At 68.7% G+C, this 19643-nt stretch carries 22 protein-coding genes and 1 pseudogene; 7 read left to right on the forward strand and 16 right to left on the reverse strand.

Features of this window, described 5'->3' with window-relative positions; translation table 11 throughout:
• Window positions 1-120: 120 nt before the first annotated feature.
• The 5 genes from OG456_RS16705 to bldG form a co-directional block, all read right to left on the reverse strand.
• On the reverse strand, window positions 121-1644 hold the full coding sequence (locus tag OG456_RS16705) for a methyltransferase (protein ID WP_266561759.1): 1524 nt from the start codon (window positions 1642-1644) through the stop codon (window positions 121-123).
• A 351-nt stretch (window positions 1645-1995) separates the two neighbouring features.
• Window positions 1996-2586, reverse strand: a complete 591-nt coding sequence (locus OG456_RS16710) for a small secreted protein (protein WP_266561761.1) — start codon at window positions 2584-2586, stop codon at window positions 1996-1998.
• 218 nt (window positions 2587-2804) lie between these two features.
• A complete protein-coding gene (locus tag OG456_RS16715; RefSeq protein ID WP_266561763.1) occupies window positions 2805-5210 on the reverse strand; it encodes a sodium-translocating pyrophosphatase in 2406 nt (801 codons plus the stop codon).
• Window positions 5211-5541: 331 nt separating this feature from the next.
• The gene (locus OG456_RS16720; protein WP_266561765.1) at window positions 5542-5979 is read right to left on the reverse strand and encodes an ATP-binding protein; all 438 of its coding nucleotides are present in this window, start codon (window positions 5977-5979) and stop codon (window positions 5542-5544) included.
• 97 nt (window positions 5980-6076) lie between these two features.
• Window positions 6077-6418, reverse strand: a complete 342-nt coding sequence (gene bldG, locus OG456_RS16725) for an anti-sigma factor antagonist BldG (protein ID WP_003975386.1) — start codon at window positions 6416-6418, stop codon at window positions 6077-6079.
• 80 nt (window positions 6419-6498) lie between these two features.
• Between bldG and OG456_RS16730 the strand changes: the two genes are divergently transcribed.
• Entirely contained in the window at window positions 6499-9045 is a 2547-nt protein-coding gene (locus tag OG456_RS16730; protein ID WP_266561767.1) for a DEAD/DEAH box helicase, read from the forward strand.
• A gap of 178 nt (window positions 9046-9223) precedes the next feature.
• Here the strand turns inward: OG456_RS16730 and OG456_RS16735 are convergent, their stop codons facing one another.
• From OG456_RS16735 to OG456_RS16765, 7 genes are all read right to left on the reverse strand, one after another.
• The gene (locus tag OG456_RS16735) at window positions 9224-10003 is read right to left on the reverse strand and encodes a hypothetical protein (RefSeq protein WP_266561769.1); all 780 of its coding nucleotides are present in this window, start codon (window positions 10001-10003) and stop codon (window positions 9224-9226) included.
• Window positions 9993-10493: a hypothetical protein gene (locus OG456_RS16740; RefSeq protein ID WP_266561771.1), complete on the reverse strand. Its 501-nt coding sequence runs from the start codon at window positions 10491-10493 to the stop codon at window positions 9993-9995. Before OG456_RS16740 ends, OG456_RS16735 begins: the two co-directional genes overlap by 11 nt.
• A gap of 2 nt (window positions 10494-10495) precedes the next feature.
• Window positions 10496-10894, reverse strand: a complete 399-nt coding sequence (locus OG456_RS16745; RefSeq protein ID WP_266561773.1) for a hypothetical protein — start codon at window positions 10892-10894, stop codon at window positions 10496-10498.
• A gap of 2 nt (window positions 10895-10896) precedes the next feature.
• Window positions 10897-11067 carry a hypothetical protein gene (locus tag OG456_RS16750; RefSeq protein ID WP_266561775.1) on the reverse strand — a complete coding sequence of 57 codons (171 nt, stop codon included), beginning with the start codon at window positions 11065-11067 and terminating at the stop codon, window positions 10897-10899.
• A gap of 118 nt (window positions 11068-11185) precedes the next feature.
• Window positions 11186-11389: a hypothetical protein gene (locus tag OG456_RS16755; protein WP_266561777.1), complete on the reverse strand. Its 204-nt coding sequence runs from the start codon at window positions 11387-11389 to the stop codon at window positions 11186-11188.
• A 1-nt stretch (window position 11390) separates the two neighbouring features.
• Window positions 11391-11516: a hypothetical protein gene (locus OG456_RS16760; RefSeq protein ID WP_266561779.1), complete on the reverse strand. Its 126-nt coding sequence runs from the start codon at window positions 11514-11516 to the stop codon at window positions 11391-11393.
• A 776-nt stretch (window positions 11517-12292) separates the two neighbouring features.
• Window positions 12293-12517, reverse strand: coding sequence for a hypothetical protein (locus OG456_RS16765; protein ID WP_266561781.1), 225 nt, complete (start codon window positions 12515-12517; stop codon window positions 12293-12295).
• A gap of 147 nt (window positions 12518-12664) precedes the next feature.
• Between OG456_RS16765 and OG456_RS16770 the strand changes: the two genes are divergently transcribed.
• From OG456_RS16770 to OG456_RS16780, 3 genes are all read left to right on the forward strand, one after another.
• The gene (locus OG456_RS16770) at window positions 12665-13636 is read left to right on the forward strand and encodes a helix-turn-helix transcriptional regulator (protein WP_266561783.1); all 972 of its coding nucleotides are present in this window, start codon (window positions 12665-12667) and stop codon (window positions 13634-13636) included.
• Window positions 13633-14202 (forward strand): peptide deformylase, encoded by a 570-nt coding sequence (locus tag OG456_RS16775; protein ID WP_266561785.1) that lies wholly within the window; start codon window positions 13633-13635, stop codon window positions 14200-14202. The genes OG456_RS16770 and OG456_RS16775 overlap by 4 nt, the downstream gene beginning before the upstream one ends.
• An 82-nt stretch (window positions 14203-14284) precedes the next feature.
• A complete protein-coding gene (locus tag OG456_RS16780) occupies window positions 14285-14584 on the forward strand; it encodes a hypothetical protein (protein ID WP_266561787.1) in 300 nt (99 codons plus the stop codon).
• 160 nt (window positions 14585-14744) lie between these two features.
• Here the strand turns inward: OG456_RS16780 and OG456_RS16785 are convergent, their stop codons facing one another.
• Entirely contained in the window at window positions 14745-14990 is a 246-nt protein-coding gene (locus tag OG456_RS16785) for a hypothetical protein (RefSeq protein ID WP_266561789.1), read from the reverse strand.
• Entirely contained in the window at window positions 14977-15237 is a 261-nt protein-coding gene (locus OG456_RS16790; protein WP_266561791.1) for a hypothetical protein, read from the reverse strand. The genes OG456_RS16785 and OG456_RS16790 overlap by 14 nt, the downstream gene beginning before the upstream one ends.
• 283 nt (window positions 15238-15520) lie before the next feature.
• Here OG456_RS16790 and OG456_RS16795 point away from each other — a divergent pair, with 283 nt between their 5' ends.
• Window positions 15521-15757: a winged helix-turn-helix domain-containing protein gene (locus OG456_RS16795; protein ID WP_323136333.1), complete on the forward strand. Its 237-nt coding sequence runs from the start codon at window positions 15521-15523 to the stop codon at window positions 15755-15757.
• 18 nt (window positions 15758-15775) lie between these two features.
• Here OG456_RS16795 and OG456_RS16800 read toward each other — a convergent pair.
• A pseudogene (locus OG456_RS16800) lies at window positions 15776-15886 on the reverse strand (septum formation initiator); the annotation flags it as partial.
• A 591-nt stretch (window positions 15887-16477) separates the two neighbouring features.
• Between OG456_RS16800 and OG456_RS16805 the strand changes: the two are divergent.
• The gene (locus tag OG456_RS16805; RefSeq protein WP_266561795.1) at window positions 16478-17323 is read left to right on the forward strand and encodes an HAD family phosphatase; all 846 of its coding nucleotides are present in this window, start codon (window positions 16478-16480) and stop codon (window positions 17321-17323) included.
• 404 nt (window positions 17324-17727) lie between these two features.
• Here OG456_RS16805 and OG456_RS16810 read toward each other — a convergent pair whose 3' ends face one another.
• Complete coding sequence (locus OG456_RS16810) at window positions 17728-18552, reverse strand: oxidoreductase (RefSeq protein ID WP_266561797.1); 825 nt, start codon at window positions 18550-18552, stop codon at window positions 17728-17730.
• Between the two features lie 101 nt (window positions 18553-18653).
• Between OG456_RS16810 and OG456_RS16815 the strand changes: the two genes are divergently transcribed.
• Complete coding sequence (locus tag OG456_RS16815; protein ID WP_266561799.1) at window positions 18654-19634, forward strand: ATP-binding protein; 981 nt, start codon at window positions 18654-18656, stop codon at window positions 19632-19634.
• Window positions 19635-19643: the final 9 nt, after the last annotated feature.

The following is a 19643-nucleotide window of genomic DNA, read 5'->3' on the forward strand; positions in this document are numbered from 1 at the left end:
GACCACCGTGGGGTGCCTGTGGCAACGATGTCACGGGGCGCCGCCGGAGATCCTTTGAGGTCTTTCGGAAGATCTCCCGAGATCTTCCGAAAGAAAAGCGGAATCGCATCAGCCCTCGCGTCAGACCTGAGCAGGCTCCAGGAACCCCTGCTCGACGAGCATCCTGATCTGCGCGGGCGTGCGGTCCCGCAGCAAGACCGGGTCTTCCCCCACGAGTTGTGCGATGGCGTCGAGGATCCGGCCGGCGCTGAGGGTGCCGTCGCAGACTCCCGCGAACCCGGCGCCGATCGTGTCCACCTTCGTGGCCCGGCGCATACCGCGGTGCTGGCGCAGCACCACGTGCTCCGGGTCCTCGGCCCCCGGCAGCCCGACCTGCTCCTGCACGACCTCGCCCGCGAGCCTGAAGTGGGCGCCGAGCAGGGCGGCGTCGTCGTGCGAGCGCAGATAGTCGAGGCGCTCGAAGTGCGCCCGCACCGTGTCCCCGAGGGGTTGTTCGACAGAGTGCGGCCACTCCTCCACCGTGACGGACGGCTCGATGCCCTCCGGTGCCTTGCGCAGGGTGATCCAGCCGAACCCGACGCCTCGAACTTTGCGCGCCTCGAACTCGTCGAGCCACGCGTCGTACAGCGCCGCGTACTCCGCCGGGTCCGTGCGGTGATCCCCGGCGTCCCGCAGCCACAACTCGGCGTACTGCGTGATGTCCTGCACCTCGCGCTGCACGACCCACGCGTCGCACCCGCGCGGCACCCAGGACCGGAGCCGGTCGGTCCACTCCTCCCCGTCGATGTGCTGCCAGTTGGCGAGAAACTGCGCGTACCCGCCCTCGTTCAGTCGTGCCCCCGCCTCCTGAACGAGCGTGCGGCACAGATCGTCCCCGGCCATCCCGCCGTCGCGGTACGTCAGCCGCGCACCCGGCGAGATGACGAACGGCGGATTCGACACGATCAGGTCGTACGTCTCGTCGCCCACGGGCTCGAACAGTGAGCCCTCGTGCAGGTCGGCGGGGCCGGTGCCGGAGAGGGCGAGGGTCAGCGCCGTCATGTGGAGGGCGCGCGGGTTGAGGTCGGTGGCGACGACGCGCGTGGCGTGCCGGGTGGCGTGCAGGGCCTGGATCCCGGAACCCGTACCGAGGTCGAGCGCGCTCGCCACGGGCGTCCGTACGGTGATCCCGGACAGCGTCGTGGACGCACCACCAACACCCAGGACGACTCCCTCGGCGCGGCTGCCGATGCCTCCGGCACCACCGACGGCGCACCCGAGGTCGGACACGATGTACCAGTCCTCGCCGTCGGGCCCGCCGTACGGCCGTACGTCGACGGACGCGGCGACCTCGTCGTCACCGGCGCCCGTCAGCCACCCGCTCTCCAGGCACTCCTCGACCGGCAGAACGGCAGCCACGCGCGCGTACTCCGCGGGCTGCTGCAACAGGAACAGCCGTACGAGCGTCTCCAGCGGGCTGTCCCCGCGGGTCGCCCGCAGGGCGGGGACGGTCTCGCTCCGCGCGAGCGCCGCGTAGGCGGGCGCCCCGAGCAACTCGAGCAGGCCGTCGGCGGTGAACTCGGCCCCCAACAGGGACTCACGCAGCCGGGCGGCGACATCGTCACGGTCAATGGACGGCAACTGGGACAGACTGGAGCTACTCACGCCCCCATTGTCACCCCGGACCCCCGATGGCCACCCACATACGACGTGTCCCCGGCGCCGCGTGAAAACGGCACCGGGGACACGGGGGAAACGTCAGCGCTCTGAGTCAGCTCGCCCCAGAGCCAGCACACGGAGTCCGCTCACCGCAGAACCGGCTCGCCTTGGAGCCAGCTCACGGAGTCCGCTCACCGCAGAGCCGACTCGCCTTGGAGCCAGCTCATCGCAGAACCGACTCCCGGAGTCGGCTCGCCCGAACCCAGCGCCTGGAGCCGGCTCGCCTGAGCCCGCCACCCAGAGCCGGCCCCGGGAGTCGGCTCGACTGGGCCGACTCCCGGGATCGGCGCACCGGCGTCAGCTCTTGGAGGGAGCCGGGGAAGCGGACGCGCTCTTGCAGCTGTCCTGCTTCGCCATCGCCTTGCCGACGTCGCCCTCCTCCAGCTTCTTGAGCGCGTCGCTCCCGCTCTGGCTCAGCTTGTCGAGCTCGCCCGCGATGCCCTTGAGGCCGTCGGCGAACTTCGCCTGGTCCTTCGTGTCGAGCTTGTCGACCTGCTTCTTCAGGTCCGCGTACGAGGCCGAGATCGCGTTGAGCTCCTTGACCGCGTCCTTCTGCTTCTTTTCGCCGCCGTCGACCGGCGGGGCCCCCGCCTTGTCCACGGCCGAACCGATCGCCTTGTAGGCGTCGGACATGTCCTGGAAGGCCTGCGCATCGGTGCTCTGGACGTCCGCGGGCTTGCTGTTGTCCGAGGTCTCCTTCTGGATCGCGGCGTTGGCGTCCTCGATCTTCTTGGCCTGCGGCTGGACCGAGTCACAGACCGTCTTGGCCCAGGAGTCCAGCTTCTCGTTGCCGTCGTCGCTGCTGCATCCCGACAGCGCAAGCACCAGTACCGCACCGCCGGACAGTGCGGCTGCAAGCTTCTTGTTCACCGGATTGGTCCCTTCCATGGCTCTCGGCCCCGGAACATACACGCCAAGTGGGCGACAATCGCATGCTGAACGTCCGTTATGAGTGCTTTATCGGGTATTTGCAGCCATTTGCACCAAGAGAGATAAGCCTCACTGAAAAACCGTCACCTGACGCGGGCGGGCGGGCAGCGCATCAATACGCGCTGCCCGCCCGCCCGTTGAGCTCGCGGCCGTACCTGACCAGGTGAAACCCGGGGTCAGGAAACCACCGCCGGATCCGCCTCCCGCTTCGATACGTGGTCGGAGTTGTCGTCGTCGCCGACCGTGATGCCGCGCCTCTTGGAGACGTAGACGGAACCGACGATCACGCCGATCGACAGCACGGCGACGACGATCCGTACGCCCACGCTCGCGTCCGCCCCGTAGCTGAACTTGACGACCGCGGGCGCGATGAGGAGCGCCACCAGGTTCATCACCTTCAGCAGCGGGTTGATCGCGGGCCCGGCCGTGTCCTTGAACGGGTCGCCGACCGTGTCGCCGATGACGGTCGCGGCGTGGGCCTCGCTGCCCTTGCCGCCGTAGTGCCCGTCCTCGACGAGTTTCTTCGCGTTGTCCCACGCGCCACCGGAGTTGGCGAGGAAGACCGCCATCAGCGTTCCCGTGCCGATCGCGCCGGCGAGGAACGAACCGAGGGCACCGACGCCGAGCGTGAAACCGATCGCGATGGGCGCGAGAACGGCGAGCAGACCCGGCGTGGCCAACTCCCGCAAAGCGTCCTTCGTACAGATGTCGACGACGCGCCCGTACTCCGGCTTCTCCGTGTAGTCCATGATCCCGGGGTGTTCGCGGAACTGCCGCCGCACCTCGTAGACCACGGCACCCGCGGACCGCGACACCGCGCTGATCGCGAGTCCGGAGAAGAGGAAGACGACCGCGGCGCCGGCGATCAGGCCCACCAGGTTGTTGGGCTGCGAGATGTCCATCACGAGGTTCATCGGGCCGCCGTCGCCGACCTTCTCGCCGACGTCCATGGCGGCGGAGACGATCGCGTCACGGTAGGACCCGAAGAGCGCCGAGGCCGCAAGTACGGCCGTGGCGATGGCGATTCCCTTGGTGATGGCCTTGGTCGTGTTGCCCACGGCGTCCAGGTCGGTGAGGACCTGCGCGCCCGAACCCGTCACGTCACCGGACATCTCGGCGATGCCCTGCGCGTTGTCGGAGACGGGTCCAAAGGTGTCCATGGCGACGATGACGCCGACCGTGGTGAGCAGGCCCGTGCCCGCGAGGGCGACCGCGAACAGCGCCAGCATGATCGACGTGCCGCCGAGCAGGAACGCCCCGTACACGCCGAGACCGATCAACAGGCCGGTGTAGACGGCCGATTCGAGGCCGATGGAGATTCCGGCGAGCACCACGGTGGCGGGTCCGGTGAGCGACGACTTGCCGATGTCGCGGACCGGGCGCCGACTGGTCTCGGTGAAGTAGCCCGTGAGCTGCTGAATCAGCGCGGCGAGCACGATACCGATGGCCACGGCGACGAGGGCCAGGATCCGCGGATCGCCGTCCTTCACCTTGATCGCCGCGTCGGTGATGCCGTTGAGCTCGGCATACGTCGCCGGCAGATACGTGTAGACCGCTGCGGCCACCAGGGCGAGCGAGATGACCGCGGAGATGAAGAACCCGCGGTTGATCGCGCTCATCCCGCTGCGGTCGGACCGCCGCGGCGCCACGGCGAAGATTCCGATCATCGCCGTCACTACGCCGATCGCGGGAACGATCAGCGGGAAGGCGAGCCCGGAGTCGCCGAAGGCCGCCTTGCCGAGGATCAGCGCGGCGACCAGCGTGACGGCGTACGACTCGAAGAGGTCGGCGGCCATACCGGCACAGTCGCCGACGTTGTCGCCCACGTTGTCGGCGATGGTCGCGGCATTACGCGGATCATCCTCCGGAATGCCCTTTTCGACCTTGCCGACCAGGTCGGCGCCGACGTCGGCGGCCTTGGTGAAGATGCCGCCTCCGACACGCATGAACATCGCGATGAGCGCCGCGCCGAGGCCAAATCCTTCGAGGACCTTGGGCGCGTCGGCCGCGTAGACCAGCACGACACAGGAGGCGCCGAGCAGACCCAGCCCCACCGTGAACATGCCGACTACGCCACCCGTGCGAAAAGCGATCTTCATGGCCTTGTGCGAGACGGCGGTGAGATCCTTTTCCGGCTCGCCTTCCGCCGGGGTTGCTTCCCTGGCCGCGGCGGCGACGCGCACATTGCTGCGCACCGCGAGCCACATTCCGATGTATCCGGTGGTCGCCGAGAACACCGCGCCGATCAGGAAGAAGATCGAACGCCCGGCTCGCTGATTCCAATCGTCCGCGGGCAGCAGCATGAGCAGGAAGAACACCACGACGGCGAATACCGCGAGGGTCCGCAGCTGCCGCCCGAGATAGGCATTCGCGCCTTCCTGGACCGCTGCCGCGATCTTCTTCATGCTGTCGGTGCCCTCGCCTGCCGCCAGTACCTGGCGTACGAGCACTGCGGCCACCACGAGGGCGGCGAGCGCGACGATCCCGATCACCATGACGATGAGCCGGTTGTCGTCGGTCAGGACCGCGGCCGCGAAGGTTGAGGGGTGGTCAAACGCTTGAGGGGTAGAAAGCCCCGCCATTCGTCCTCCTTGACGCTTGGGCTGAGCTCAAGATGTGGACGGATTGTAGGGAGCGGCGCCTGATCAAAACAGTGCGCGAGAAACGGAATTTGTCATCCGTTACTACCCGGCAAATGATCGTCCAACACGATGGGCGCACAAGAAGCAGTAATGCCCTGAAAGCATTGAGGCTTGATCCAATTATGATCGACGATCTAGGAAACGCAAAAGGACCCTGCTCACCGGGGTGACTGCAGGGCCTCGAGCCAGAAACGATCACATGGGGACACCGCCGGGCGGAGCCACGGGCGGGCGGATCAGGGGGCGTTGCGTGGACGCCGGGGGGACCGCGTCAGGACGGAAGCGTCGCCGGCGTGGTCGGCCAAGTCATCCGAATGAGTCCACCGGACTCGTCCGTGGTGACCTCCACGTCGTCGACGAGGCCACTGATGACGGCGAGGCCCATGTCGTCCTCACCCTCCGCTTCCAGATCGTCCGACCCGCCGGGCGCGTCGGACGACTGATCGCCGGGAACACTCCGCGGAGCCTCGTCCCCGACCTCGATGGAGAACTGCTTCTCCTCCTCGGTGAGAATTACCCGAACGGGTGCAGCGATACCGCTGCTCCGGTGAAGACCGACGGCGCGGCTGCAGGCCTCGCCGACAGCGAGCCTGACCTCGTCGAGCACGGCCTCGTCCACTCCGGCCCTGCGCGCCACCGCGGCCGCCACCAGGCGGGCGGTTCGGACGTGCTCGGGCTGCGCGCTGAATCGGAGTTCGACGGTGGCCATGCATCCCCCTCGGATGTACGGGCGTGCTCTGAAGGGACCGGGCCATCGGCCCGGCCCCCACTTCCGCTCAGCCACCGGCCTGTGGGCCGGTGACCGATCAGTCGGTAGCCGCTACGGCTTCCTCGACCGAGGTGTGGATGGGGAACACCTTGGTCAGGCCGGTGATACGGAAGATCTTGAGAATGCGCTCCTGGTTGCAGACCAGTCGCAGCGAGCCCTCATGGGCCCGCACTCGCTTCAGTCCGCCCACCAGCACGCCGAGCCCGGTGGAGTCGAGGAAATCGACTCCCTCCATGTCGACGACAAGGTGGAAGCTGCCGTCGTTCACCAGCTCGACCAGCTGCTCTCGCAGCTTGGGCGCGGTATATACATCGATTTCGCCACCGACCTCGACGACCGTACGATCGCCGACGGTACGGGTCGACAGGGACAGGTCCACGGATCCTCCAGCACCTTGCTATCGAGCGGTCGTCCCTCGGGACACCTCGGCAGAGCCCCCGGGACGGATCGCCAGCCGCGATGGCATTCAATCACTTACCGGCAGGCGTGCACGACGCCTTAGGAGCATTGTCCGTCACGCCAGTGACACACTCGGTGCCGATGGCCAAGAATCACCGTCGCGGACAACCCGCGGCGGACACCGCTTCCAGCCCCTCTCCAGGGGAGATTCTCGACCGACTCGCCTCGGGTCCGAGCCGGGCTTCGCGCATCACTCATACGGAGCACTTGCCCCCGCGACCGGGTCGTCATGCCGTATGGCCCGATCGCATCCGATCCGAGGTCATCGCCGCCGTCCAGGCGGCCGGAATCGAGCACCCCTGGGCCCACCAGGCACTCGCCGCCGAGCACGCGATGGACGGCGCGTCGGTCGTCGTCTCCACCGGAACGGCCTCCGGAAAGTCCCTGGCGTACCTCGTCCCGGTGCTCTCCCGGCTCCTCGACGGCTCCGAGGCACCGAACGGGCGTGGCGCGACCGCGCTCTACCTCGCGCCGACGAAAGCCCTCGCCGCGGACCAGTGCCGATCGGTGAAGGAACTTTCACAACCGCTCGGCACGGCGATCCGCCCCGCGGTCTACGACGGCGACACCCCCGTCGAGGAACGCGAGTGGGTGCGGCAGTACGCCAACTACGTCCTGACCAACCCCGACATGCTGCACCGCGGGATATTGCCCTCACACCCCCGCTGGTCCTCCTTCCTCAAGTCGCTCAAGTACGTCGTCATCGACGAGTGCCACACCTATCGCGGCGTCTTCGGGTCCCACGTCGCCCAGGTCCTGCGCCGTCTGCGCCGCCTGTGCGCCCGCTACGGCTCGGAACCCGTGTTCCTGCTGGCGTCCGCCACCGCCGCCGACCCGGCCGTCGCTGCGGAGCGCCTGACGGGTCTCCCGGTCCTCGAGGTCGCCGACGACGCCTCGCCCCGCGGAGAGCTCGTCTTCGCCCTCTGGGAGCCCCCTCTCACCGATCTCCACGGCGAGAAGGGCGCCCCCGTCCGCCGCACCGCCACCGCCGAGACGGCGGACCTGCTGACCGACCTGACCGTGCAGGGCGTCCACTCCGTGGCCTTCGTACGCTCCCGGCGCGGCGCCGAGCTGATCTCGGTGATCGCCCAGGAACGCCTCGCCGAGATCGACCGCTCCCTCGCCCGCCGCGTCGCCGCCTACCGCGGCGGGTACCTGCCCGAGGAACGCCGCGCCCTCGAACGCGCCCTGCACTCGGGCGAACTCCTCGGCCTCGCCGCCACCACCGCCCTCGAACTCGGCATCGACGTCTCGGGGTTGGGCGCTGTCGTCATCGCCGGCTATCCGGGCACCAGGGCATCGCTGTGGCAGCAGGCAGGCCGCGCGGGACGGTCGGGGCAGGGTGCGCTCGCCGTTCTCGTCGCCCGCGACGACCCACTGGACACCTACCTCGTTCACCACCCCGAAGCCCTCTTCGACCAGCCGGTGGAGTCCACGGTCCTGGACCCCGACAACCCATACGTCCTCGCCCCCCATCTGTGCGCGGCCGCCGCTGAACTCCCCCTCACAGACGAAGACTTGCCCCTCTTCGGCCCGACGACCGCCGAGCTGCTCCCCCAGCTGGAGGAGGCGAAGCTGTTGCGCCGCCGCACCAAGGCCTGGCACTGGACCCGCCGCGAGCGCGCCGCCGATCTGACAGACATCCGAGGCGACGGCGGCAGCCCCGTACAGATCGTCGAGGCGGGCACGGGACGCCTCCTGGGCACCGTGGACGCCGGCTCGGCGCACACGACCGTCCACGACGGCGCGGTCCACCTCCACCAGGGCCGGACATACCTCGTGAAGCACCTGGACCTGGAGGACTCGGTCGCCCTCGTCGAGGAGGCCAACCCGACCTACTCGACCACCGCCCGCGACACCACCGCCATCTCCGTCCTGGAGACGGACATCGAAGTCCCATGGGGCGACGGCCGGTTGTGCTACGGCTCCGTCGAAGTCACCAACCAGGTCGTCTCCTTCCTGCGCCGTCGCCTCATCACCGGCGAAGTCCTCGGCGAGACCAAACTCGACCTGCCTCCCCGCACCCTCCGCACCCGCGCCGTGTGGTGGACGGTGACGGAGGACCAACTCGACGCGGCCCGCGTGAACCCGGAGATCCTCGGCGGCGCGCTCCACGCCGCCGAACACGCCTCCATCGGCATGCTGCCCCTGTTCGCGACCTGCGACCGCTGGGACATCGGCGGCGTCTCCATCCCGCTCCACCCGGACACCCTGCTGCCCACGGTCTTCGTGTACGACGGCCACCCGGGCGGGGCAGGGTTCGCGGAGCGTGCGTTCCACACGGCCCGTGAGTGGCTGACGGCCACCCTCGAAGCGATCGCCTCCTGCGAGTGCGAGGCGGGCTGCCCGTCCTGCATCCAGTCCCCCAAGTGCGGCAACGGCAACGACCCTCTCCACAAGCGGGGCGCGGTACGGCTGCTGAAGGTTCTGCTCAGGGACGCGCCAGCGGCGGGGGCGCCGTCACCTACGGCGGCACCTGCCGCGCAGGCCTCGCCCGAGGAACGGCCGGCATCGCAGGATCAGAAACCCGGTCAGGACGCCGGCTGAGCACGCTGGCTCGGGCGACAGCGGGTCTTCCAACGCGGCCTCCTCAACGGGTTATTGAGGCGAGCCTGCCACCCCGGCCAGACGCACGGGTCCCCTTCCGGCAGCTGGGGCCAAAAGGGGCTTGGTAGGCTGGGCGGTAGGCCGCCGACCTGCGAACCTACCGCCTACTGACGCTCGGCTACTCCCCTTCGGCAGAGGAGGGGAGGGGCCCGGAAGACGGGTCGAGAGTGGCGTCGAGACGGATCATGTGATTATCGAGCGTGTAGTCCTGGACAAGAGGGGCGGGCAGGCGGGGAGCGTGCCCGAGCGTCTTAGTCAGCTCGTCTGAGCGCACGCCGCGCTGGTTGACTTTCACGCCGTCGATGATCATGCCGAGCTGCTCAGTGACTGGGATCTTCGCGGCGAGGAGATCGACGTGGAGGCCGGACAGCTGGTGTTTGCTGGGCTTGGTCACCTCGGGGTGGAGCCGGGTATACAGGACGGTGAGGTGAACGCCTTTGCGTCCGGCTGCGAAAGCCTCGGCCACCGCCCATTCGGTCTCCTGGACCAGGTCGAAGGTGGGCTTCTCCCCGACTGATTCGTCGTGATCGTCTGCGGCTGCCTCGGCCGGTGTGCCGCCGTTGGCGAGCGCCGCGAGCAGGAGTCCTCCCCCGGCGACGGCCAGCACCGGCGGGTACACGTAGCCGAGTCCTGCCCCGGCGGTGACCGACATCAGGCGCACGGCGGGCTCGACGGCCAGCCACTGCCCGGCGCGGCGGCCCAGCTCGATGCCCCCGCGGATCGTGCGGCCCAGGATCAGGGCGACGATCCGGGCGGCGCCCGTACCGGCCCGCGTGAGGGCGTCGGCGATGGCCTGCGGTGTGCCGTCGAACAGGATGCGGATCTCGGCGAAGGCGGAGGGGCCGCGCAGCGCGGCCTCCTCCGTCTCCTCGTGCCCGGTCTCGATGTCAGCCGACATGGAAGAGGGCCCCGATCGTCTTCAGGCCGAGGCTGTTGATCATCGGGATGAGGGTGTATCCGCCGATGAGCGGGCCTACGCCGACCCCGCCCCATATGCCGCCCTTGATGTCGGTCAGGGTCGGCTTCTTGATCTTCTTCCAGCCCCCGGCGATGGCGGCGATGAGCAGGATGAGCAGCGCTGCACCCCACTGGTCGAGCGCCCCGAACTGCGGGCTGGTGATGGCGTTGACGGTGTGGGCGCCGGTCCCGCCGGCCAGGGCCGCATTGCCGATCTGTTCCTGTCCCTGCGCGGCCCGGTGCCATATCCAGCCGATGAGCCCGCCGGTGCAGGCGGACGCGATCACCGACAGGGACAGCCCCAGGGCGAGCGGCACCAGTTGCTTCCAGTTCCGCCTGCCGGGGGCGGTGCCGGCCCACCAGCGGCCGAGCCGCCACGCCAGGTAGGCGGCTCCTGCGAGGAACATGCCGAGGGAGACGGAGTGGGTCATGTTCATACTCCTGAGCCGATGTGGACGATGCGGAGGGTGATGGGCAGGCAGAGGGCGGTGCCGGTGAGGGTGGCCCAGCGCAGGACGCGGGACAGGACACGGCGGATCGCGAAGACGAGCTTGCTGGTAGGGGTGGCGGTCTGGAGGGCGCCGGGGTCGATGTGCCAGGCAGCGACGATCCCGGCAACGGCGACGACCCCGGCGGTGGTCTGGGCCCCCCGGTCGGGGCTGAGGATGCCGAGGGCGACGATCAGGTGCGTCCACGAGGTGGTGAGGGTGCCCCAGGAGGAGAACGGCAGGAACCAGGCGGCGCAGGCGCACGCGGCACTATTGGCGAAGGCCCGGCCAGCGCCTTCCTCGAACCAGCGACCCCGCTCGTCGTGGTCGTAGGTGTCGGTCACGGTCAGTCCCTTCCGGTGGATCGGGTCCAGGCGCCAGGCTTGGCCAGGAGGCGCAGCAGGGTGCGGCGTACGGTCCGCTCGTCCCGGCCGGAGCCGGGTATCGGCGGCGAGGGTGCGGCCGGGGCCCGGCGCGGGCGCCAGTCCTTGGCCGGGGGAAGGATGGTGATGGTCACGGGGCGGGCTCCTCGGTGGAGGGCTGGTGGTGTTGGGCGTAAGCGAGCATCCGTGCGCCGAACTGCGAGCCGATCCGCAGGTGCTTGCGCATGCAGCTCGGGCTCGTTGCTCATCCGGTCAGGCGGGAAGAAGCCCAATGAGACCGTTCGCGAGGAAGAACTGTTCACGGTCGACGACTTCGGCACACAGCCGGTGGGCGCGGCGCATCCCGTGGACGCCGTGCAGACGCTTGACCGTGCCGCCTGGGGTGCGCTGAAGCCGGGGGGAATTGGCCAGTGGCTCGTCATAGGACAGGAGGACCGCGTCAAAGGGCTCGCTCATGTCAGGGCCTCCAGGTATCGGGCGGCGGCCAGGTGGCGGGGGTGAAGTCGGTGGTGGAAGCGTGGGTGCGTTTGGCGTGCACGGCGTCGAACTCGTCGTCCGTGGCGAACCGTTCGGCCAGGGCCATGACTTCGGCCTGGGTGGTGAAACACAGTTCCGGATCGACGTGTTCAGCAAGCCAGCCCAGGCGCGGGCGATCACCGGAAGGCCCATGCCCTGGCAGTCGATCACCGACATGGACCAGGGGCAGCCGGGGCGGAACGGGGCGATGCCGAAGCGGCCCCGGCGATCAGGCTTTTGTAGCGGATGCGGTCGCCGCGGTCGGACATGACCTGGACGTAAGGCAGGGCGGCGAGTTGGTCACGCGTCCGTTCCAGGCTGTCGTCCAGACTCGTGCGGGCGTTGCGGCGGCGGCCGAACAGATCCGTGCCCCGAAGCCGCATGGTGTCTGAAGCTCTGAGTTCGTGGGCCAGATCGACGAACTGTCCGGTGCCGTAATGGGCGTAGAGCCAGTGGTTGTAGATACCGATCGCGGCGCCGTCCCGGCGGTCGGAGTCGGGCGGACCAGGAGATTGTCCCGCGGCGCGGGCACGATCCGCAGAGTCTCCCCAAGGCCCACCGCCAGGCACGAAGCGGCGGCGGACACCAGGACGCCGCCGTGGACGAATGGACCATCACTCGGCCGCAGGCGGTCAGGCCCGCGGCGAGCGCCAGCAGAACAGGGCGCCCCAGGCCTGCATCGGACGGGTCGAGCTGGAGCTGCCCCCATTGTTGAAGGAAAACGCCAGGTAGTGGCAGCACCCGGCCAATACCGCGTCCGGTCCAGTTTCCAGCAGTGCCGTACGGATGGCGAGGGCCTCCTCGATCTTGTTGCCACCACAGCGTCGGGCTTCTCCGCCCGGATCAGCGCCACCAGTTCGTCGACGTCGGCACCGAAACGGGCCCGGTACTTCGTTCCCGGTGTCCTGGTCTGGTGGAAGCCACAGCGCGGACCGGTGCGGGCTCGGCCACGGTCACTTCCGCACCGGCGCCTACCAGGGCCGGGGCGAGCAGATCCGCGAAGATCCATCTCGAATCCGCCGACAAGTGGTCGGGGTTGAAAATGTTGATCAGGTACAGAACGCGCATGATGCATCGCCTCCTCCTGTGCCCAGACGGGGTCGATCCGGGTCGGTAGAGGAAGGAAAACGGCAACGCGGGCCGTGACGGGATGATGAACTTGGATCACTCACGGTTCACTCATGCTCACCGACGAGGACGCGGGGCGGGGCTTCGATGGACACGCAGGGCGAAGAAATCACCGTCGAACAGGCGGCCGAGGACTTCGCGGCCGAGGTGGCCAGGTGGAGGGAAGTACGGGGCATGTCGAAACGGGCCCTGGCCCAGGCCATGGGCTTCGACCCGTCGTACGTCAGTCACATGGAGTCCGGCCGCCACAAGCCCAGCGGGGAATTCGCGCGGCTGGCTGATGAGGTATTGAACGCCGCGAAGTCCATCTGGCGGCGCTGGTGCGAGTACGAACACGCCAAGGCACGCGGCAGGCGCACCGCAGCCCCGCCAGGACCGCGCAGACCCGAGCAGCCGTACGCGAGCGGTTCGGCGCTGGTCGTCGAGCACGACGCGGCACGGCTTCAGTACGACGGCGGCGCCTACCGACTAACCATGCGGCGGTTACTGCGCAACACCGGCGACGATCCGGTGACCCGCTACCTGATCCGGATCTCCGTCGACCGCTACCCAGGCGCCCCAGAGAGGTCGAACGCCTACTACCGGGCACACCCGCTGACCTGGGACGAACTGGATCTGACCGCGACGTGCCGGGGTGAGGCGATGCGATGGGAGGCCAAGCACGACCGCGACGCCTTCAAAGAAGTCTGGCTTTTGTTCGACAACGAACACGGCCGCTTCCCGCTGTATCCCGGCGAGTCCGTGTGGATCGAATACGCGTACACCGTGGGCGCCGACAAGTGGGGCCACTGGTTCCAGCGGGCCGTCCGCCTGCCCACCGAGCAACTGGAAGTCCAGTTGGTCTTCCCCACCGCCCTGGACCCGGTGGTGTGGGGAACCGAGACGTCCATGACCGCCGAGGCATCCCCGCTGAGAACACCGCCCGTACGAAGTGACAACGGTGAACTACGGCAATTCACGTGGATCACGGCCACACCCGCGCTGCACGCCCGGTACCGTCTGGAATGGCGGTTCAGGGCACGGCCCGAACTCAACACAGATCAAGGGGAGTTCAGGTGATCGACGTGCGGCCCAGCCAGCGAATGCGAGACCTCGGGGTCGTCCAGCACGGCGCCGACATCCTCACGGAGCTGACTCGTGCCTTCGACCTGCCCGCCGAACACGACGAGGCTGAACGCATCGTGGACGAGCTGTTCGCCGCCATGGAACGGATCGGCCAGGCCCACCCCTTCGCCAAGGGAATGGGCATCGCCGCCCCGCAGATCGGCATCGCACGGGCCGCCGCCGTGGTCCAGCCGGCCGCCGAAGCCCCGGCCATCATCCTGTTGAACCCGAAGATCACCGCACGGTCGGACGAAGCCGACGAACAGTACGAAGGCTGCCTGTCGTTCTTCGACGTCCGCGGCCTGGTACCCCGCCCGCTGCGGATCACCGTCGAGACCGCGGCCCTGAACGGCGACACCGTTACCACGGCCTACGCCCGGGGCCTGGCCCGCCTGGTCCACCACGAGATCGACCACCTGGACGGCCTGGTTTACACGGCCCGGATGCGACCCGGCGTCGACCCCATCCCGGTGGAGGAGTACCGGCAGACCGGCCGGTCCTGGGTGTACGACAGCGCGTAACCATCCAGGTCAGGCCGCCCGCTCTCCGGAAAGAACCTCCCCGGCCGGCCCACCAGCACGCATCCGGCACACACCGCCCCCGTTGACGGCCCCACCGGCCGACGACGCCCCGCACATCCACACCCCGCTCTGCGGGCTTCTCAGCCACGGCCTCCAGCAGGGCGTTCAACCTCCGCAGCAGCGCCCGTTCCCTGAGACGTACCACCACCTCGTGCACGACCCACCCCAGCGCCGCCACGACGCACAGCACGAGCCCCAGCCTGTGGACAACGATTCATCGCTCCTCCGCGCTACCCGCAGCACCCACCACAGCCCCGCTCCCTCCAACACCCCACCCACCAGCAGGCACCCGAACCCCGCACCGGTGCGCAAAAGCACCTGATGTTCCGCAATCCAGCGGACAGCACAATGCCTGCCGATGAGCACCTGGCCGCCGCCTGACCTGCGCATTGTCCGCCTGCCCGGACGCAGAGAAGCCCCAGTGACCGCCTGTCCGCAGGCTGGCCCCTGGGGCTTCTGCGTTGTCCGCGCGTCCGTCCGCGTCAGTGGTTAGCGGTGTCCGCTTGTCCGGCCAGGACCGAGGGTTGGCCGGTCATCGCTGACAGGTCCCTGGAGAGGGCGAGTAGGAGCGCGTCCACGCGGTCGATCCTGGCCCGGATCCGGGGGTCGTCTTCCCCTCCGAGGAGCCGCGCCCACAAACGCTTTGATGCCGTCTGGAGTTCCAGGATCTCCACAGTGTGGAAGGCGCGCTCCGCCCCGTGGTCCGCCGCCGTCTCAGTGCTGCTCATTGCGCTTCACCGCCTCTCGCAGGGCCTCCCCGATCTGGCGCGCCTTCCCGGCCCAGAGGACCGCCCCGGCTGGAGGGTCTCCGGCCATGGCGTCCAGTCGCTCCAGGCGCAGTTCCGCGACGTGTGCTGCGTCCTCCACGGCGCTGGCCAAGTAGCCGACGGCCAGGCGGAGTTCAGCGCGTGACACTGCAGCGTCTGCGGCCAGAGTCTGGGCGCGACGGGAGTCCTCCTTCGCCGTCTCAATCATGCTCGCCTCCATCGCGTTGGCGATGGCGTTAACGACTCCTTCGCCCTGGGGTGTGTACGCATCTCTGCCTTCGTCGCTCCAGGGGAGACGCCTAAGGTGTGTCATGTCTTCGCTCCTTCGTAGCGAGGGCCACGCCCCGGGACGGTTACCGCCGTCGCCGGGGACCTTCGTGTCCAGACTACGCGACCGCGTCCCTCTGCGTCCCCCTGATACCCAAAGCGTCCGGACGCGTCCCCACGCTGCAGGACGATTTGGGGCGCGTCACTCTCGGATTATGAGCGAGATGCCGCGTTACCGGTACGAGGAGCTAGCCGACCAGATTCAGGCGGAGGTCCGGTCGGGGAAGCTGGCGAAGGGCGCCGCCCTCCCCGCTGAGCGACGCATGACGGAGCTGTACGGGGCCAGCATTGGGACGGTACGGCGGGCTGTCGCGCTACTCCGGGAGCGGGGCGTGGTGGCGACGCTGCCCGCGAAGGGGACGTTCATCCTGGGCGCCGGAGCGGAGGAGCCGGAGGCGTAGCTATACGCCCTCGTGCCCGCACAGCCGCAGCAGGTCGTCCGGCAGTTCCACGTCCTCGGTCACGATCAGCAGTGTGCGCCGCCACCCGTCCGCGACCGGTGCCCGGTCGCATGTGATGGCTCCCGCCACGGTTCCCGCCCCCTCGCTCGCTGTCCCGCTCGCACCTGCGAGCCAGCTCCCCTCGCGCAGCCCGACCCGGCCGACAGCCCTACCGACTGCCCGACTGGCGAACGGAATCGGTAATGAACACCGGTCTCGACTTCGCGGGTGGAATCACCGTGGAGCGATCCCGGAAATCGTGTGGATCTTGGTCAATTACTGTGGACAAGAGGGTGCTTGTGAATATCCCCATCACCCATCCCGGTGACATCACTTGTGTCATCTAGGGCGGCCCCTCAACTACCCTCTCCACATCTTCCAGAGAGCAGCCTCTCGACTACACACGGTGACGCCGATCTAGCTCGAGACGGATCCCCCGGGAGCGCGGCGTGAGGCGACACGATGGTGGAGAACGCAAAAGTCCGGACCCACAAGTGGGTCCGGACATGCGACGACCCCCGCCGGGGGGGAGAGCGGGGGTCGTCCCCACGGTCCGACTCGGGGGGGGAGGAGCCAGACCGGGTTAGCACGGTCGCGAACGATCCGTGACTTCCATGGTGTACCCGAGAGCCTTCTCAGGCAAACCCACGCGCTAGAGCTTACGCCGAATGGTGGGCGCCTATGCTCGGGCTCGTGGAAAACCACTCCTTGACCCACTCGACGCCTCGCACTGCCGCGTTCTTTGACCTGGACAAGACGGTCATTGCGAAGTCGAGCACGCTCACCTTCAGCAAGTCGTTCTACCAAGGCGGGCTGATCAACCGCAGGGCGGTACTGCGGACCGCGTACGCGCAGTTCGTGTTCCTCGCCGGCGGCGCCGACCACGACCAGATGGAGCGGATGCGCGCGTACCTCTCGGCGCTGTGCCGCGGATGGAACGTGCAGCAGGTGAAAGAGATCGTCGCCGAGACACTCCACAGCCTGATCGACCCGATCATCTACGACGAGGCCGCGTCGCTCATCGAGGAGCACCACACCGCCGGGCGCGACGTGGTGATCGTCTCCACGTCGGGCGCGGAGGTCGTCGAGCCGATCGGCGAACTCCTCGGCGCGGACCGCGTGGTGGCCACGCGCATGGTGGTGGGCGACGACGGCTGCTTCACGGGCGAGGTGGAGTACTACGCGTACGGGCCGACGAAGGCGGAGGCGATCGAGGAGCTCGCCCGGTCCGAGGGGTACGACCTCTCGCGCTGCTACGCGTACAGCGACTCGGCGACCGATGTGCCGATGCTGAAGGCGGTCGGCCACCCCTTCGCGGTCAATCCGGACCGGACGCTCCGCCGCGAGGCGCTCGCGCGCGAGTGGCCGATTCTCGACTTCAACCGGCCCGTCCGGCTCAAGCAGCGGCTGCCCACTCTGTCCGCGCCGTCGCGGCCCGCTCTCGTCGCGGCTGCCGCCGTCGGCGCCGCGGCGGCCACCGCGGGCCTGGTCTGGTACGCCAGCCGCCGGCGCACCACGGCCGGCTGACTGGACCCTTTGAGCAGGCCCGCCACACGGCCGCCGAACAGACCCACCCTTCGCCCGCCCGTTTCGCCCCTAATTGAACCTAAAAGTAAAGAAGTACGGCCAGGGGTTTCGCTTCCTCCGCACCTGGAGTACAAATAAGGCAACGGCCCGCGAGACCAAGGGACATCCGAGAGGATCACCTTTAAACGCAACCAAGGCCCCACGGACCGAGCATGAACGCCAGGCACCCACGCGACGTCGACCCGTCGATTACGGGCCAGCCGCACCAGGCCACGGGCTAAGTTCCCGACCTGATGGGCAATTTTCGAGGACGCTTGGTAACCAGGTGAACATGCCAGCGGCGGTACGAGGACTCGTACCGCCGCAACCCTTTTCAGGGACTTCCCAGGAACCCGTTACGGCGCCTACGCCGCTCCGCGCTGAAGCGCCTCGCACACAGCTGTCGACTCCCTGGCACCGAATTCCACGGACCGCCCGCAGTGCGCGATCCATGCGGCAACCCCTTCCGGAGTGCCCGACACATAGCCTTCGAGCGCGGCCAGATACTCCGCGCGCCCCTGCTCCGCGTGTCCCACCTCGGCCGGGCAGATCGACTTGGGGTCGAGCCCGCTGCCCACCAGGACGATGCGCTCGGCCGTGCGCGCGACCAGGCCGTTGTGCGACCCGAAGGGCCGCAGCGCAAGCAGTTCGCCGTGCACGACAGCCGCGGTGACCAGGGCCGGAGCCGAGCCGCCCGCAATGATCAGGCCGGAGAGCCCTTCGAGCCGGCCCGCCACTTCCTGAGCGTCCGGCAGCGGCAGCTCGACCAGCGGCTCGTCGACCGGCTCGCCTTCCTGACGGGGGCGACCCACCGTGTCGCCGTTGTCGGCCGCCGCCACGAGGTGCAGGCGCGCGAGCACCCGCAGCGGGGACTGCCGCCAGATCGACAGGAGCTGGCCCGCCTCCGCCGTCAGTCGCAGGGCAGCGCCGACGGTGCGCGCCTCCTCGTCCCCGCCCGCGCCGCTGAAGTCGGAGCGCCTGCGCACCTCTTCGAGCGGCCAGTCGGCGCCGGACAGCGCCGCGCTGCCCCGCGCGCCGCGCAGCGCGGCCTCGGAGGTGACCGCAGTGCTGCGACGCCGCATGACCCGGTGGCCGTAGACCCGGTCCACGGCCTTGCGCACGGAGTCCACGGAGTCGGCCACGCCCGGAAGGGCCCCGAGGGCGGCAAGGGGGTCGGCTGTCGTACTCATGGGTACGACCCTACGCAGTTCAGGGCCCCACCCCACGAAGGAGTGGTCTTCTTCACGCTGTCCGGACACGAACGGCGACTATCCCACTACTCTTGGTGAACATGAAGATCGCTTTCGTGGGGAAGGGCGGCAGCGGGAAGACCACGCTGTCCTCGCTCTTCATCCGTCACCTCGCCACCATCGGCGCCCCTGTCATCGCGGTGGACGCCGACATCAACCAGCACCTGGGCCCCGCGCTCGGTCTCGACGACGACCAGGCGGCCGAACTGCCCGCCATGGGCGCACGCCTCCCCCTCATCAAGAACTACCTGCGCGGCTCGAATCCACGGATCGCCTCCGCGGACACGATGATCAAGACGACCCCACCCGGCGAGGGCTCGCGCCTTCTTCGGGTACGCGAGAACAACCCGGTGTACGACGCATGTGCCCGGCCCGTGGAACTCGACGGCGGGGCCGTGCGTTTGATGGTCACGGGCCCCTTCACTGAAGCCGACCTCGGTGTCTCCTGCTACCACTCCAAGACCGGAGCGGTGGAGCTGTGTCTGAACCATCTCGTCGACGGCCGCGACGAGTACGTGGTCGTCGACATGACCGCCGGTTCGGACTCCTTCGCCTCCGGCATGTTCACCCGCTTCGACATGACGTTCCTCGTCGCCGAGCCGACGCGTAAGGGGGTCTCGGTCTACCGCCAGTACAAGGAGTACGCACGGGACTTCGGCATCACGCTGAAGGTCGTGGGGAACAAGGTGCAGGGCCAGGACGACCTCGACTTCCTCCGCGCACAGGTGGGAGACGACCTGCTCGTCACCGTCGGGCACTCCGACTGGGTACGCGCCATGGAGAAGGGCCGCCCGCCCCGGTTCGATCTCCTGGAGGAGCCCAACACGGCCGCCCTGCGCACGCTCAGGTCCGCCGCGGACGCCGCCTACGCGGGCCGCGACTGGGAGCGCTACACACGCCAGATGGTCCACTTCCACCTGAAGAACGCGCAGAGTTGGGGCAACGCGAAGACGGGCGCCGACCTGGCGGCCCAGGTCGACCCCTCCTTCGTCCTCCAGGAGAGTGTGGCCGCCACCGCCTGACCGGCTCGG

The sequence above is a fragment of the Streptomyces sp. NBC_01446 genome (assembly GCF_026340095.1).
Lineage (GTDB): Bacteria > Actinomycetota > Actinomycetes > Streptomycetales > Streptomycetaceae > Streptomyces > Streptomyces aureus.